The organism is Malaciobacter marinus (assembly GCF_003544855.1).
Taxonomy (GTDB): domain Bacteria; phylum Campylobacterota; class Campylobacteria; order Campylobacterales; family Arcobacteraceae; genus Malaciobacter; species Malaciobacter marinus.
The window spans coordinates 684,440-701,353 of the sequence record NZ_CP032101.1 but is presented as its reverse complement, the minus strand read 5'-3'; the positions used below and the strand labels follow the sequence as shown (position 1 = coordinate 701,353).

Genomic DNA, 16,914 nt, shown 5'->3' with positions numbered 1-16,914 from the left:
TTTCTTATTTACTTAACTCAATCATATAATCAACTGTTTTTTTAATATCTTCATCTGAAATATCCATATGTCCACCTTTTGGTGGCATTGCATTTATTCCATTTAAAGCATTGTTATAAACTGTTTTTATACCTTTTTGTAAAACATCTTCCCACTCTTCTTTATCGCCTAAAACAGGTGCTCCAATAGCATCATTTCCATGACAAACTGCACATTTAGACTCATAAATTGTTTTTCCTATACTTGAAGTTTGATTATCTTTTGTTTTTGGTAAATCTCTTTTTGTTGATAAAACTTGATTTGCATCTTGTGATAAATCATTTTTAACTTTCATAACAAGATTGCTTACATCTTCTTTAATACAATCACTCATACATCTTTTTCCAAGACCATAAGCTTTTGCATTTATAAAGAATTCTCTCATATTTTCCACGCCTTGTTTAGGGTTTTTAGGAGTATCAACTTTAGGATAAAAACCATCTTCATTTGGCATTTTTATTTTTGAAAAGTTATCTTTATTTAAAACAAATTCATAATCAAGCTCTTTACCATCTATTTTTATTCCATTTACAGATAATAAATATGCTACTAGTGCATATGTTTCACTATTTGATAAACTTTTTGGATTTGTATAAGGCATAGAGTCTTGAACATACCAAAAAAGAGTACTTGCATATGGCCAATAAGAACCAATAGTTTTAAAAGGTCCTTGTGGATTTGGATTCATATGTGCTGGATTTAATCTTTGCAGTTTTAAAGAGTCTTTAGAACCACCTGCTAAAGTAGGATAACCTTTACCTCCTGCTCCAAACTCTCCATGACAACTTGCACATTTATCATCATAAACTTCTTCACCCCACTCTACACTACCTTGTGCAACTTTAGGATTTCCATCTTCATCTAATACAGGTTTTCCACTTTTTGTATCATACTTTGGAAGTCCTGTTCCATCTGGCATAACATCCACATTCCAAGCTTTTATCTCATCTTTTGTTGCTTTTCTTCCAAAATCAAAATTTTTTATATCTTGTGAATTTTGATGATAAAGAGTATATTTTCCATCTTTTGTAGGATAAATTTTCCCTCCATCAACAGCAATATCACTTTTAGCAAAAGCTAAACTACTAGCTGTAAGCATGGCAAAAGCAAAACCTAGAAGCGTATTTTTATGATTTTTTATGTTTTCTAATTTGTACATTGTTACACTCCCCTTTTTTTGTAATTCCCCATGTTACTATCGCATTTCTGTGATAAATAGACTCTACTCCAACTTTAGAAGTTTCTTCATCAATTGTTGGTTGTACATATCCCATATCATCAGTTGCTCTACTTGCTAATAATAAAGGTTTCCCTTTCCATTTTATGATATAACTAAATCTAGTCCATGATTTTGGTAAAACAAGTCCTTTTAAATCTGCTTCAACCCAATTATCACCACCATCTAAAGAGATATCAACATGTTTAATTGTTCCTCTTCCAGACCAAGCAAGTCCTTCAATTTCAACTAAATCGCCTTTTTTTAGATCACTCCAAGGCTTTTCAGGACATGGTGAAGTAATTACAGAGTTAACTTCATTAACCCAAAAATATCTAATAGCTTTACCTGATTCTTGAAGCATTGTATATTTTGAAGTCTCTTCTTTTGAGTGCCAAGGTTTATTAGAAAACTCTAATCTTTTTAGCCATTTAGTATTTAAATTACCTTCCCAACCTGGAACAATAAGTCTTACAGGATAGCCTTGTTCTGGACGTAAAGCTTCACCATTTTGAGCCCATACTACCATCACATCATCAAGTGCTTTTTCAACAGGAATTGTTCTTGGATTACTTGCATTATCACTACCCTCAGCTAGCATCCAAACTGCATCTTTTTCAAGTCCAATATCTTTTAAGATAGTTTTTAACATTACTCCAGTCCATTGGGCAGAACTCATCATTCCTTTCATAAACTGTAAGCTATTAAACTGAGGACCTCTCCACTCTGGACTTCCATTTGCAGGACACTCAATAAAATATATTCTAGTTTCACTTGGATATTTTTTTAATTTATCTAAAGTTAAAACTATTGGCTTTTTCACTTTACCATGAATCATAAGTCTCCACTTATTTGGATCAACTTGCGCAGTTCCACCATGATTTCTTGTAAAAAATAAACCATTTGGTGTAATAATTCCTTCTGATTCATGTATTGGACACATTGATATAGAAGCATATGCATCACCAGAAGATAACAAATCATGAGTTCTTCTTATATTATTATGTTCATATGCTGAGGGTAAACCATATAAATTCTTATTTATTGGATCACCAAGTTTTGTACTCCATTGAGCTTCTTGCATTATCTCTTTTTCATTTGCACTTGCAATTGTAGGTGAAAGAAATGAACCTGCTCCCAATGCACCTGCTGAATACAAGATACTCTTCTTAAAGAAGTCTCTTCTGGAAGACTCTTTTACCTCACTAACATCAAGATTACGCATCTTAATAACCTTACTGTTTTTCATGTGCTCCCCTCTTTAAACTGCAACAATTAAGCTAGAAAATTACAATTATATATTTATTATTGAAATTTACAAGCAACTAACTAGAAACATTGATTTTTCTTATCACTTTGCAAGTATAATATTTATTGGTAGCATTAAAGTAGCAATAAAATAGGGGCTTATAGAATCATATTATAAAATTATATTAAATATAATTTTGAATTATTATAGTAATTTCTTTTATTAAAAAATAAAATTAGTTTTTTTATATGCATATTTTAGTCTTTAACTAGAAAAATGACAAAATAGTTTTCCTAACTAAACACAATTGAAATTTATTTTATTAATTTACCTATAAATTATAGTAATTTTAGATTTTTATGGTAATATTATAAATTCAAATCAAATCACACCATATCAAGAGTAAAATAATAGTGAAAAAAATCATACAAAATAAAACCATATTATTTGTAATAACAATCTCTTTATTAACTATTACATTTATACTTTTTAGCTACTTTACAATAATGAAAAAATATATAAACATAGAAAAGATAGAAAACTTAAAACATTTAGAAACATTTGTTCATAATATTGAAAATAAACTTTTAGAAAATGAAAAGAAAATTGACTATCTTATAAACTTAAATAAAAACTATAAAAATATCTTAAGACAAAGTAATCTTGAAAAAACAGATTTTATTATGAAAACTCTTGATTTAGATTTTTTAATGTTTGAAAAAAACTCTAAAATAGTTTTAAAAAAGATAAATCCTAATCATAAAATAAAAAATATCTTACATCTAGAAAAAAAGATTTTAAACTCATTTTCTAATTTACCAACATTTGGAATTGTTGTAAATATAAATTCAGAACTTTTTTTTATAAATAAAAAAGTTATAAATAAAGACTTTTTTATTTATACAATTAAACAAATCAGCAATAAAGAACTGAAAAACTTAGCTTTAAATTTTGAAAAAATAGCTTTAATTGATGAACATATTTATTCGAATAATAATTATATATCTAATTCTAAGATTTTTGATAAAGTATTTTTAAATACAAAAATAGATATACAAAATATAACTACAAAAGTATCTTTTTATAGTCAACAAAGCCATTATTTATTCTCTTTAAAACTAAAAAATAAGACTTTATTTATGAAAGAAGGAGAGAATACAATATTTATATTTTGTGCTTTTTTAATACTATTTTTAATACTTCTATTTTATACAACATATATTTATCAAAAAACTCTTAAAGAACATAATAATAATCTTGAAAATAGAGTTAAAGAAAGAACTTTACAAATTAGCTCTGCATTAAAAGAGTTAGAAAAAGTAAATTTAAAACTATATGATTTAGCACATACTGACTTTTTAACAAAGACTATGAATAGAAGACATTTTTTTATGCATGCTCAAAATATTTTTTCACAAACAAATAAGAACTTAAATGATCTTTGTGTAATAATGATTGATATTGATAACTTTAAAAGATTAAATGATTCTTACGGACATGATTTAGGTGATAGAGCATTAGTTGCTTTTAGTAAATGTGTAAAACAAAATATTATTGAAGATGATATCTTTGGACGATTAGGTGGGGAAGAGTTTGCAATAGTATTAAAAAATACAAACTTAGATAAAGCAATAAAAATTGCCAATAAAATTAGAAAAAGTATTGAAAATATTAATATTGTAATAAAAGATAAAAATATTAATATAACAGCTAGTTTTGGGGTAAGTGATATAAAAAATTGTTCAACTATTGATGAAATGCTACAAAAAGCAGATACACATCTTTATAGTGCAAAGAACTCTGGTAAAAATAGAGTAAGAAGTAGATTAAACCTTATCTAATCTTCACTCTTAGCTGCGTCTTTTATCAATCCTGCTTCTTTTAAAAATGGTGAATGTATAAAATCTATTTTTTTAATTCTGTCATATTTTGCATAACTTAAATACAAAATATCTTTTGCTCTTGTAACTGCTACATAAAATAGTCGTCTTTCTTCTTCTAAACTTCCACCTTTGCTCATAAGCTTTCTATTTGGAAATCTTCCATCCATTAAATCAATTACATAAACTTCTTTAAATTCTAAACCTTTACTTGCGTGTACTGAAAGTAAATTTACACCATCACCCTCACTCATTTCACTTCCACCTAAAACCATTGAGTTAATAAACTTTGAAAGTTCTGTGTAGTGTGTTGATAATCTTTTTAAAAGAACAGCTTTTCTATTTATTTTTGAAATGGAGTTATTTTTAAGTTCTAAATTTACTGTACCATCTTTTTGAGTCGCTCTTTTTGTAGATAATATCTCTTTAACTCTATTAAAAAGTGGGCTTTTAAAAATATGCTCAATTTGAGAACTTGGTGTTTTAACTCTTTTTAACTCTTTTAATAACTTGTAAAAATCATACAAATAGTTTGCACCCTCAACATTTAGTTTTGGATGTTTTAGTATTGGATTTGATAAAAATCTCTCTTCAAATCCACAATCTTTAAACTTAGCTAAACTTCCAAGCTCTATAAAATCATCAAATAAACCCAACTGAATATTTTTAACTTTACTTGATTCATATGGATTTTTTATCTTATCATCTGGATTAAACAATCCATCAAATAATCTTCCATGTCCTAATTTCACTAGTGCATCAAAAATATCTTTTGCAATTGCTTTTCCTATACCTTTTCCATACTCTATTAAATGAATAAAAGCCATCATATCATTACGAGATATTTGTAGCATTAAAATATCAATTATAAATTTAACTTCCATTGCATCAAAAAAAGACATTCCACCTTTTCTCTTTGCAGGAATACTAAACTCTCTTAAGTTTACTTCTATACCATCAGCACTTGAATTATTTCTAAAAATAATTGCAATTTCATTGTGTGGTGTGCTACTTTGAGATATAAGTTTTGAAATATACTCATATTGACCAAAGAGTTCATTAAAAGCTAATAACTTTGGCTTAATATCTACATCATTTCTCATTACTTGAAGATTTTTTTCATAGATTCTTTCATTGTATTCTATTACTTTTGATGCTAAATCTAAAATTGGTCTTGATGAACGATAATTCTTTCTAAGTGTATATACATTTGCACCTTGATATCTTGTCGAAAAAGTCGAAATAATTCCAATATCTGAACCATTGAAGGCATAAATACTTTGATCATAATCTCCAACGCAAAATAATGATTTTGGTTTAAAGCCATCAAGTAATCTTCCTTGTAAAGGGTTTGTATCTTGATACTCATCAACCAAAATTTCTTTAAAATCAAACTCATTCTCTTTTAAAGTATTTAACATAAGAACCAATAAATCATCAAAATTTACATAACCATATTTTTTCTTTAAATCATCAAACTCTAAAACTACATCTTCATAAATTGGAGTATAAAGTTCATGTGCAGCATTTTTAGTCATTATCCACTCTCCAAACTCTTCACCATCGTTTGAGTTTAGAAAAAGAGAATATAAATCATATAAATAGCCACCATCATATGGATTTGCCTCATCATCTCTATTATAAAATACTCTTTTTTCATATAAAGATTTAAATAGTGTTTTAAGCTCATTTGGTTGCTTTAAATTAATATTTATTTCAAGTTTTTTAAGTAGCTTATATGAAACAGAGTGAAAAGTACCTGCCATAATTTTTGCAGCAATATCTTTTCCAAAAAATTTTGCAACTCTTTGTACCATCTCAGCTGCTGCTTTGTTTGTAAAAGTTAATAGTAAAATTTCATCTGGTTTTGTTCCAGCATTAATTAAGTTTGCAATTCTTCCAACAATAGTAGAGGTTTTTCCTGTACCTGCACTTGCGATTATTAGGTTATATCCAGGTTCACAAGTTGCAGCTTCTAGTTGTTCTTTGTTTAAATTTGATAAAGGCATTAGTTGAATTCATTTTTATGTGTAAGTTTAATCATTTTTGAATATTATCATAAAAATACTTTGCATTTATTTCAACTAATTAGTTCTTAGGAAAATCCTTTATTATAGTAATTACAAGTTCTCCAACAGTTATTCCAAATTTCTTCATTTTTGAATGATTTATTATTACACCATCTTCTTGCAAGTGTAACCAATCTTTCACATCAATATTAATTGTACTGCCATTATAAGGGATTTCCATAGTATAATCCATCATAACCGTATTTCCATTTACTAACATTGTAGCTTCACCTACAATATCACCTGCTGTACCTATGTATTTACCATCTAAAGTTGGTTTTAACGTCCAAACTCTTGTTTGTTTTTCTCCATCATTATAAACAAATCTTTCATCTAAAGTTCCAACACCATTTTCATCCCAACTTCCTACTAAATCACCTTTAAAAGTTCTTATTATCTCTCCACTTCTATTTTTCACTAGACCATAAGCAGTAAGTTTTCCATCAAAATAGTCTTGGGGTACAAACTTGGGAGTAGTGTTATTAAAATCACTAATCTTCATAGATCCACAACCTCCTAAAAAAAAGCAAAATCCTAGTGTATAAAATATCTTTAAATTCATACTAATCCTTTATTTAAATAGATGTTTTGATCCCTTGAAAATACTAATTGAACAAGATTTATATTTCGTGTAATAAATGCAGCTTCACAATAGTTTAAGTACATTTTCCACATTCTAATAAAATAGTTGTCAAAACCTAATTTTTTAACCTCAGCAAGTTTATTTATAAAATTTTCATGCCAAATATTTAATGTTTTTGCATAATCTTCTGTAAACTCTTCCATATGCAATAAATTCAATCTTGTATGCTTTGAAGTAACATCTAAAATCTTTCCTACACTTGGAAGATGACCTCCTGGGAAAATATATTTTTGAATAAAATCAGTACTTTTACAATAGTGTTCATATCTACAATCTGGCATAGTAATAACTTGCATTGCTAAAACACCACTTGGCTTTAATAACTCTTGGCATTTTTTGAAAAAAACATCAAAATATTCTCTTCCAACTGCTTCAAACATCTCAACAGCTATTATTGCATCATACTTGCCATCTAAATCTCTATAATCTTTTAGTAAAATCTCTATGGCATCTTCAATTTTTTCTTCTTTGAATCTTTTTAGACATAAGGCTTTTTGTTCTTTACTTAAAGTTACTGTTGTTACTTTACATTTTCTCTCTTTTGCAAGATGTAATGCCATTGAACCCCATCCAGAACCTATTTCTAAAACATGTGAATTTTCATCTATTCTTAGTTTTTGAGCAAGTAATGATATTTTTCTTTTTTGTGCTTCAAATAAATCTTCATCTTTATTTTCAAAAACTGCACTTGAATACATCATCGTATCATCTAAAAAAAGTTTAAAAAAATCATTTGACAAATCATAATGTTCTGAAATATTTTTTCTTGAATTGTTTTTTGAATTTTTTCTTAATATATGTTTTATTCTATTAAACTGAGGAAGTAGATTAATTAGTTTATTATTTTTTTCATCACTACTTAATGAGCCTAGTTTATTAGAGTTTAATAAAGCAATAGAAATTAGATTTGTAAGATTATTTGTTTCAAAGTCTTCATCCATATAACTTTCAGCAAAACCTATATCTCCATACAACATAACTTTTTTGAAAAAATTATTATTTTTTATATATAGTGTAGCTTTTGGATTAAAACTATCTCCAAAAATCTCTTTTTTGCCATTTGAAAAAACAACTTCTAAAGTGCCTTTTTCAATTTTTGATAAAAAGCCATATCCAAACTTTTCCCAAAACTTCTTCATCTAAAATCTCCTTGTTTCATCTTGCTTTGTAGGACTATGCCACTTTAGACCTTTTTTATATAGTTTTAAAGAGTGCCAAAGTGTTCTTGTAACAACAAATATTGTTAAAAACCAGTACTTAAAAAAAAGCCTTAAGATGTTTTTACTACTAAACGTCAAAGGTTTACCACTAAAAACAGCTGTTAAGCTTTTTTCTTTTTTTTCATGATAATCAATTTTTAAACTTAAAAAATCTTCTTTTAAAATTAAGGTGAAAAAATATGTTCCATCTCTATTAAAAAATGGTGAGACATACATATCTTTTGTAATAACTGCACTATATTTATTGTCTTCATCTTCTTGGAGTTTCAAATCATATATTATATTTCCACCATTATAATTATGTACTTCTGCTAACATATAAATAGGTTTTTCATCTTTTATTATTAAAAGCAAACTTATTGGATTAAATACAAAATTACAAATTCTTGGAAGAGTAATAAATCTTAAACTTACATCTTCTTCATCTATTTTAAATTTTTCAAGTAATTCTTTTACATTTTGTATAAAATCATTATTTTTTCCAAAGTGATCTTTTGCATAAAATGAGAAGAGATTTAATCTATTTATTGAAAAATATTTTTGATTTTTTAAACTTTGAAAATCACCTAAATCAATATCTAAAAGATAAAAACCATAAGTAAACTCATGTACTTTTGGCTCAAACCTTTTATGATATATCTTTCCTTCTAAAAACTGATGACTCATAATTCACATCCAAACTCTTTTGCAATTGTATTTGCACTATATAATCCATCTTCATGGAAACCATATCTCCAGTATGCACCTGCAAAGTAACTGTTGTTTTTACCGTTTATTAAATCTCTTTTTTCTTGTGCTTGTATTGCTTTCCTATCAAATTGAGGATGTTCATATGAAACTTCTTCTATATAATCTTGAAATTTGTAATCTTCATTTAAAGTTACAAAATAATCTTTTTTTGTTTTTAGATTTTGTAATCTATTTATCCAATATGATAAGCTAACACTTGTTCTATCTTTATTATTTGTATAGTTCCATGCTGCATAGATTTTTTTATCTGGATACAAAGCATTCTTATCTGTATGTAATACTGCTTTATTTTGCTTATATAAAAAACAAGATAAAATCTCTTTTTCATCATCACTTGCATCTTCTAAAAGCTCTAATACTTGTGGCGCATGACAAGCAAATATTACTTTATCATAAAAAAAAGTATCATTAACACTATTTTCTAAAACTACTTTATTATTTTCTCTTTTTACTTTTACAATGTTACTATCAATTACAATTTTTCCAGAAATATATTCTGATATTCTTTTTACATAATTTATTGAGCCATTACTTACAGTTAACCATTGATGATGAGTACCAACTCCAAGTAAACCGTGATTTTTAAAAAACTGAAGAAAAGTTCTAGCAGGGAAATCATTCATTTTTGTATCAGGTGTTGACCAAATAGCAGCACCCATAGGCAAAATATATCTTTGTTTAAATACATCAGAAAAAATAGATAAATACTCTCCTAGGTTTTTATTTAAGTCTTCATGATTTATTTCTAAATCTTTATTTGCTTTTTTATTAAACTTTAAAATATCCATTATCATTTTATAATGATTATATGAAAAAATATTTTTCTTTTGAAAGAACAATCCACTTAAAGAATCACCATTATAAGCTACATTTGTTTTTTTATCCCAAAAACCAAAACTCATATCGCTATTTTCAATTTTTACACCAAGTTGTTTAAATAGCTTAGTTAAAAGTGGATATGTTTCATGATTAAAAACTAAAAAGCCAGTATCAACACCAAACTCCTTATCATCTTCTTGTACAATTGTAGTTCTTGCATGCCCACCTAATCTTGACTCTTTTTCATAAAGATCAACTTCATGTTTTTTACTAAGTAAATATGCACTTGCTAATCCACTAATTCCTGCACCTATAACTGCTATTTTCATTTATATCTTCCTTGTTTATCTTGTTTTGTAAATATCAATCTATTTAAATCTATATGAGCTTTAAGTTTTTCTAAAATAAAATCTAATTTCTCTTTTTTCATCTTAGGTGTTCTGCTCATAATCCAAATATTTTTCTTATCTTCATCACTAACAACTGCATTTTTATAGTCTTGGTCAATATAAACAATATTATATCTTTTAGTAAAAATCCAAAAATATGTCATATCAATTTTAGAAATTGATTTTTTGTTTTTTGAAGCTGTTTTTCCAACTCCTGAATATTCAATAAGCTTTCCACCTATTTCATTTTCAAAACATCTATTATAAATATTGTATGTGTTATCTTCTTGTAAAACATACTCCACACTAGAAGCAACACAGCTTTCTTGATAAAAGTTTGGTGTTCTTGCTATTTCATACCATAAGCCACTAAATTTATCTATACTTGCAAATTTTACTGGTTCTAATGCATTTGCATTTAATGTAAAGAGTATGATTATTAATAACTTATAAAACATCTTTTCTTCTCCTGTATGGTTATTTTATTGTAAATTAGTGCTGTTTTGTACTTATAAATAGTCAGTTAATATTTAAGATGTTTTGATTTTAGAATAAATACTACAGCAAGAAGTTTTAAAGTTATAGGAAAGAAACCATATAAAGAAGATAACAATAGTTGTGAAGTTGAGGATTGAGGATTTGAATCAAAACCAAAAACTCCTAAAATAATAAAAGTAATTCCCACCGCACTTGCAAGTGCTAATTTTGTAAGCATAGCCCAAAAACTAAATAAAACTCCAGTAAATTGACTATTTTGTTTTGTAAACTCTTGTGCTATATCTGCTTGAATTGATGAGGGCAAAAACATATCTGCACCTAAACTAAAGCCTGAGATAATACATACAATCAAAAAAGGTACAAAATCACCTTCTGATAAAAAAGGAACATATAAAAAAACTAGTGAAGCTAAGATTATAGAATAAATCCAACTATTTTTTTTACCAAATCTTTTAGAAATATAATACCAAAAAGGTAAAGCTAAAACCCCTGATAAAAAATATACTAAAAGAAGTACTCCAATTGAATCTTTTTCATTTAATACATAAGTTACAAAAAGTATAAATAAAGTTGCAGGTATAGCATTTGCAATGTTATTTATAAAAAAAGCAAAAAAGAGTTTTCTAAATTTGAAACTATTTTCTTTCAAGAATACAAATGATTCTTTTATTGTTATATCTGCATCTATTTTTTGTGTATTTTTAGTTCCAAATACTAAAAAAATCAAAAGAATGGGAAGTAAATATAACACCAACTCCCACATTAAAAGTAAAGATTTTTGTTCATCTTTTGAGATATTATAATAATAGGGTAAAAATAAAGCTAGAACAACAGCTATTATCGTAAAAAACTCTCTACTTGAAGCTAGAAGATTATTATGATTTTTGTTAAAACTTATCTCTGCACTTAAACTAAAATATGGAATAGTTAATAAACTCCATCCAGTATAAATAAGTACTGAAAAAATAAACAAATAAAAAGCATTTGCATTACTTAGAGGATGAGTTAAAAAATAAAATGAAAATAACACTATTATTGAACCAATTATTATAAAAACATATCTTTTAAAATATTTATCACTTAATCTTCCAATAATAGGATCAGTAAAAACATCAATAACCCTTGCAATTAAAAGAGTAGCTCCTACTAGTGCCATATCAATTCCAACATCTTTTGCATAAAAAGTTGGAAGATAAATATATAAAGGTAAACCTAAAATAGCTAAAGGAATAGCAAATAATGAGTATGAAAAAAGTTTTAATTTTGAAAGTTCTTTATTCATTTATACTTATCTTTTTTTTAATAAGTCTTAAAATAAAACCTAATAAAGGTATTTTTTCATAAATATTACTTGCAGCATCCCAATAATCTACATGTGAAGAAACCCTTGCATTATCATTAAACTTTACAATACTTACTCCCTCAAATGAGTTGAAATCTGAATCTTTTTTTGTTTTATACTCAAAAATCCAATGTATAAAAGATTGTGTTTCATCACAACTATGACTTAATACTATAAATTTAGCTTCATATAAAACTTCATACATATCTTGAAAAACTTCATAAATTTTTTCTACACCTACAACTTTTTGAAAAGGGTCTTGAAAAATAGAGTTTTCATCAAAAAAATAGTTATATTTTTCAAATTGTGTATCTTTATTTATAGTTTCAAAAAACTCACAATATGCTTTTAAATAGTCTTTATTTTTCATTTTAAAAGCCTTTTTGTAATATTTAATGAAATAAAATAAGGTAAAATTTTTAGAAGTTTTAAAAATAGTGCCAGTTTAAAAGGAAACCTTATCTCAAAGCCTTTGTTTTTTTCTATTTGTGAAGCAATTATTTTAGCAGCATCAATAGGTTCTAAAAGTTGAGGCATTTCAAAATCATTTTTTTTAGTAAGTCTTGTATTTACAAAGCCATGATTAATAATTTGAAGTTCTATATTTTTTCTTTTTAATTCTGGATGAATTGATTGTAAAATATTTACAAGTGCAGCTTTAGAAGCACTATAAGCACCCCCATAAGGAAGTCCAAAATCACTAGATAAACTACAATTAAATATCCATTTACCAAAACCTTGCTCTTGAAAAAAATCTTTTAGAATAGATATTACTCTAATAGCTCCTAGATAATTAATATCAACCATTTGCTCAAAATCTTTGATATTCCAATTATCTAAATCAAAAGTATTGTAAACAGCTGCATTATAAAAAAGTAAATCTATTTTGTGTTCTTGTGATTTTATTTTTTCAAGGGAATCTTTAATTGAAGATTCATTACTCACATCAATATTTATTAAAGTTAATTTAGAAGGATATTTTCCCATCAATGATATTAACTCTTTTGATTTAGTAGCACTTCTTGCACTAACTATAACACTATAGCCTTTCTCAAGCCAAAGTAAAACAAGGTTTAAACCTATTCCACTGCTAGCTCCAATTATCCAAATTTTTCTAGACATAGCATGTCCTTTATTTCAAGCATTGAGTTATAATATAATCATATAAAGTTTTTTAGTAGTTAATATTTGTTAGTTAATATTTGGATTTTTTGGGCAAAAAAAAAGACCTTCAAAAGAAGGCCTTTTTTACACACAAGGAAACATAAAAAATTAGTTGTCGGAAAACTTCTAATTCGCTGTCTATTTTTACTGGAAAATAAGTAAGTCCGTATCTTGCTTATTTCTGTAAAAATTATAACAGTATAGTATTAACTAAATCTCAACAAATAGTTAACAAATAGTTAACTATACACTTATATTGTATTTCTTTTAATAATTTGTTGTAAAAGTTTAAAATATCCTATTGCTAAAATTAATATTATGTATGAAAATTGAATAAAAGTCAATGACTTTTGAGCCATCACAAAATGTATTGTTATTAGTATTAAAGCAAAGTAAATTAGCTTATGATACTTATTGTACTTTTTAAATAGATTCTTTTTTGATGTAATAGCCATAAATAAAAGAATAAAAAATGCAATCATTCCAATATAAATAAATGGCTTATCTAAACTTTGTTTTATTATAAAACTAAAATCAAGTTGTGCATCTAAAATAGTAAAATTTAAAAAATGTAAAAATGCATAGAAAAATCCAAAAAGTCCTATCATTTTTCTATATTTTATTAGATTAACCCATTTTCTTATCATAGATAAACAAATACTAAAAAATAACAAAACTGTTGAAATAACACCTGTTACTGTATATATATATTTTATTGGATCATTTACATTTTGTAAAATAAACAATTCATATGATGTAACTACTAAAGGTAATAAAAAAAGCACAAATAATAAATATTTCACTAAAAATCCTTTGTTAAGTCCATACCTTTATATAAATGTGCAACTTGTTTTTCATAACCATTGAACATTAATGTATTTTGTTTAAAGAATTTACCTAAAACTCTCTCCCTAGCTTGTGACCATCTTGGGTGGTCAACCTTTGGATTTACATTTGCATAAAAGCCATACTCTTTTGGATTCTCTTTTTGCCAAGTATTAAGTGGTTCTTTATCTGTAAAAGAGATTTTTGCAATTGATTTAATAGATTTAAAACCATACTTCCAAGGAACTATTAGCCTAATTGGAGCCCCATTTTGCTTTGGCATTGATGAACCATATAAGCCAACAGCCATTAGTGTAAGTTCATTCATAGCTTCATCCATTCTAAGACCTTCAACATAAGGATAATCAATAGCATTGAAAACTTTATTTTTTTGATCAGGGAACATCTGCTCATCATATAAAGTTTCAAATCTTATATATTTTGCACTAGATAAAGGTTTTAGATATTTGATAAGTTTAGACAACTCAAATCCAATCCAAGGAACAACCATAGACCAACCCTCAACACATCTAAATCTATAAATTCTTTCTTCTAAAGCAAACTTTTTTAACAAATCATCAAAATCTAAAGTCATTGGTTTTTCAACCAATCCATCAACTTTTATAGTCCAATTTTTCGTATTTAAAGTATGAGCCATATCTTTTACTTTTCTTTGATTTGTAGTAAACTCATAAAAGTTATTATGTGAAGTTATCTGTTCATAAGTATTAAGTATTAGATTATTGGGATTTGGATCTTCTGTAAATTTTAGATTCTTAATAGGCATTTTTTCTTTTGCTAAAGCTTCCATAATAGAACCACTTGCAATTACACTTGCAGCACCAAGTTTTAAGAAAGTTCTTCTATTATCAAATAACTCTTTTGAAGTTACTTCATTTTCACTAATTTCCCAATCTTTTTTTGTAAGTTTATACATAGCATATCCTTTAAAATCTGTTATTATAGTTTATAACATATTTGTTAAGGATATGTGTAGTATTTATTTGCCTTTTAATAATATTTTTAAGTAACTACTTGACCATAAAATTAAAATCAACAAAAGGAAAAAAGAAGATATATTTATCCAGAAAACATAGTTTAAATTACTATTTAAAGTAAAAGATGCAAATACCCTTAAGATAATTACCCCTTGCAATGCTAAAAATAAAAACTTTGTAAAACTATTTGCATAAGGCGTTCTTCCAGAATGTCCTAAAACTACCCTAGTTCCAAAACCTAATAGAATTGTTGTAAAATATCCTAAAGCAAAAGCATGCAAAGATGCCTTTTCGAAAATAAAATCAATATTTAAAATAGAAAAGCTATTTTCTAATATAGATATAAAAAATCCAAGTGGAATCCAAAATAAAGATAAATATAAAACCCACATAATTGCACTAACTTTAAATATTGGAAGCTTCCATTTTATTAATTCATTTACAAAAAATACAAAAAATAGTGTATCACTAATTAGACTAAAATAAGCATTTTCAAAAAACAATGCTATTACTTTTAATAGCATCAAAAAGAAAAATATCTCCATAATTTTTGAACTTTTATTTATTTTATACTCAGGCACTTTTACTTGTGTAAAAAATGGTATCATTCTTTGAGATACTGCAAAAATGATTCCAAATGAAAATATATAAAAACCACTATTAATAGCAAGTTTTTTTAAAGTAAATGAAAAAGAAACATCAAAAAATGATATGTAAAAAAGTATGTGAGAAATTAATCCTGCAAAAAAACAAATCAATATCCATTTAGCATCATATTTATTCGTAACCTTACTATTTTTATAGATTTCATACAGTGTTTTAAATGATAAAATTTGTGCAAGTAAAAGAGTAAAAGAGAAAAGAAACAAATATTCATTTGCAAATAACAATGAGATAAAAAAGCCAACACTACTAAAAAAATATAGATAAAAGTGTTTCATATAAGTTGATACTTTTATTTGTGCTTGTACTAAAAATCTGGGAAAAACTACATACAAAAATCCAATAAAAAACTGAATAAACACAATGTGAATCATACTATAAGCATGATAATCTAATATTGAACTGTCAATTGATATTTTTTGTGTATATACACCTAAAATTAAAGATAAAAAAAGAATGAAAAAAATCATTCCATTTGAAAAGAAAGCTTGATGGGGTTGGCTAGAAAAATTCTTATACCAAGTAGTCATAATTACTCCTATAAAAAAAGGAGTTTAAAACTCCTTTTTAATGTTTAAATAATTATAACTCAAATGTTAAATTAAAAAATTGATTACTGACAAGTTCCACAACAAGATGTATTTGTTGCTTCTTTTGCAGCTTCAAAAGCAGCATCATAATTTGGCTCTTCTGTTATTTCATTGCAAATTTCTTTATATACAACAACTCCACTTGCATTAATTACAAATACAGCTCTTGCAGCAACACCTCTTAAAGCTCCACTTTCAATTAAAACTCCATAAGCTGTAGCAAGTTCTTTATTTCTAAAATCACTTCCAACTTTTAAATTTTCAATTCCCTCTGTTGTGCAAAATCTACCCATTGCAAAAGGTAAATCCATAGATGCAACAACTACTTCTACATTATCTAGTTTTACAGCTTCTTCATTGAATTTTCTAGCTTCTGCTGCACAAACTGGTGTATCTAATGATGGTACAACAACTAAAACTTGTGCACAACCTTCTTCTCCACCAACTTGTATTTCACTTAAATCTTGTCCTACTATTTTTACAATAGGAGCTACATCTGAAACATTTATTTCATTTCCAGTAAGTTTTACTTCTTCACCTTTTAAATGTGTAATTGCCAT

Annotated in this window: 16 protein-coding genes; 1 reads left to right on the top strand and 15 read right to left on the bottom strand. The window is 26.4% G+C overall.

Going from position 1 to position 16,914, the window contains the following annotated elements; all coding sequences use genetic code 11:
- Nucleotides 1–4: 4 nt before the first annotated feature.
- Together AMRN_RS03465 and soxC are read right to left on the bottom strand one after the other, a co-directional pair.
- Nucleotides 5–1,198, bottom strand: coding sequence for a c-type cytochrome (locus AMRN_RS03465; protein WP_099310943.1), 1,194 nt, complete (start codon nucleotides 1,196–1,198; stop codon nucleotides 5–7).
- Complete coding sequence (soxC, locus tag AMRN_RS03460; RefSeq protein ID WP_099310944.1) at nucleotides 1,167–2,504, bottom strand: sulfite dehydrogenase; 1,338 nt, start codon at nucleotides 2,502–2,504, stop codon at nucleotides 1,167–1,169. Before soxC ends, AMRN_RS03465 begins: the two co-directional genes overlap by 32 nt.
- Before the next feature lie 413 nt (nucleotides 2,505–2,917).
- Between soxC and AMRN_RS03455 the strand changes: the two genes are divergently transcribed.
- A complete protein-coding gene (locus AMRN_RS03455; protein ID WP_099310945.1) occupies nucleotides 2,918–4,345 on the top strand; it encodes a GGDEF domain-containing protein in 1,428 nt (475 codons plus the stop codon).
- On the opposite strand, the gene AMRN_RS03450 is transcribed toward AMRN_RS03455, so the two are convergent.
- From AMRN_RS03450 to prx-suh, 13 genes are all read right to left on the bottom strand, one after another.
- Nucleotides 4,342–6,393 carry an ATP-dependent helicase gene (locus AMRN_RS03450; RefSeq protein WP_099310946.1) on the bottom strand — a complete coding sequence of 684 codons (2,052 nt, stop codon included), beginning with the start codon at nucleotides 6,391–6,393 and terminating at the stop codon, nucleotides 4,342–4,344. The genes AMRN_RS03455 and AMRN_RS03450 overlap by 4 nt on opposite strands.
- Before the next feature lie 79 nt (nucleotides 6,394–6,472).
- Complete coding sequence (locus tag AMRN_RS03445) at nucleotides 6,473–7,015, bottom strand: DUF3833 domain-containing protein (protein WP_099310947.1); 543 nt, start codon at nucleotides 7,013–7,015, stop codon at nucleotides 6,473–6,475.
- Nucleotides 7,012–8,235, bottom strand: coding sequence for an SAM-dependent methyltransferase (locus tag AMRN_RS03440; protein ID WP_099310948.1), 1,224 nt, complete (start codon nucleotides 8,233–8,235; stop codon nucleotides 7,012–7,014). Before AMRN_RS03440 ends, AMRN_RS03445 begins: the two co-directional genes overlap by 4 nt.
- Nucleotides 8,236–8,982 (bottom strand): DUF1365 domain-containing protein, encoded by a 747-nt coding sequence (locus tag AMRN_RS03435; RefSeq protein ID WP_099310949.1) that lies wholly within the window; start codon nucleotides 8,980–8,982, stop codon nucleotides 8,236–8,238. It abuts the gene before it with no gap.
- Nucleotides 8,979–10,214, bottom strand: coding sequence for an NAD(P)/FAD-dependent oxidoreductase (locus AMRN_RS03430; protein WP_099310950.1), 1,236 nt, complete (start codon nucleotides 10,212–10,214; stop codon nucleotides 8,979–8,981). Before AMRN_RS03430 ends, AMRN_RS03435 begins: the two co-directional genes overlap by 4 nt.
- Entirely contained in the window at nucleotides 10,211–10,732 is a 522-nt protein-coding gene (locus tag AMRN_RS03425; RefSeq protein ID WP_099310951.1) for a lipocalin family protein, read from the bottom strand. Before AMRN_RS03425 ends, AMRN_RS03430 begins: the two co-directional genes overlap by 4 nt.
- Before the next feature lie 65 nt (nucleotides 10,733–10,797).
- Entirely contained in the window at nucleotides 10,798–12,054 is a 1,257-nt protein-coding gene (locus AMRN_RS03420) for an MFS transporter (protein ID WP_099310952.1), read from the bottom strand.
- Nucleotides 12,047–12,484, bottom strand: coding sequence for a nuclear transport factor 2 family protein (locus AMRN_RS03415; RefSeq protein WP_099310953.1), 438 nt, complete (start codon nucleotides 12,482–12,484; stop codon nucleotides 12,047–12,049). The genes AMRN_RS03420 and AMRN_RS03415 overlap by 8 nt, the downstream gene beginning before the upstream one ends.
- Nucleotides 12,481–13,236, bottom strand: coding sequence for an SDR family NAD(P)-dependent oxidoreductase (locus AMRN_RS03410; protein ID WP_099310954.1), 756 nt, complete (start codon nucleotides 13,234–13,236; stop codon nucleotides 12,481–12,483). The genes AMRN_RS03415 and AMRN_RS03410 overlap by 4 nt, the downstream gene beginning before the upstream one ends.
- Nucleotides 13,237–13,529: 293 nt before the next feature.
- Complete coding sequence (locus tag AMRN_RS03405; RefSeq protein WP_099310955.1) at nucleotides 13,530–14,081, bottom strand: protein-methionine-sulfoxide reductase heme-binding subunit MsrQ; 552 nt, start codon at nucleotides 14,079–14,081, stop codon at nucleotides 13,530–13,532.
- Nucleotides 14,081–15,040, bottom strand: coding sequence for a protein-methionine-sulfoxide reductase catalytic subunit MsrP (msrP, locus tag AMRN_RS03400; protein WP_099310956.1), 960 nt, complete (start codon nucleotides 15,038–15,040; stop codon nucleotides 14,081–14,083). The genes AMRN_RS03405 and msrP overlap by 1 nt, the downstream gene beginning before the upstream one ends.
- A 63-nt stretch (nucleotides 15,041–15,103) precedes the next feature.
- Nucleotides 15,104–16,294, bottom strand: a complete 1,191-nt coding sequence (locus AMRN_RS03395; RefSeq protein ID WP_099310957.1) for an NnrS family protein — start codon at nucleotides 16,292–16,294, stop codon at nucleotides 15,104–15,106.
- A gap of 83 nt (nucleotides 16,295–16,377) precedes the next feature.
- A complete protein-coding gene (gene prx-suh / locus AMRN_RS03390; RefSeq protein ID WP_099310958.1) occupies nucleotides 16,378–16,914 on the bottom strand; it encodes a thiol peroxidase Prx-SUH in 537 nt (178 codons plus the stop codon).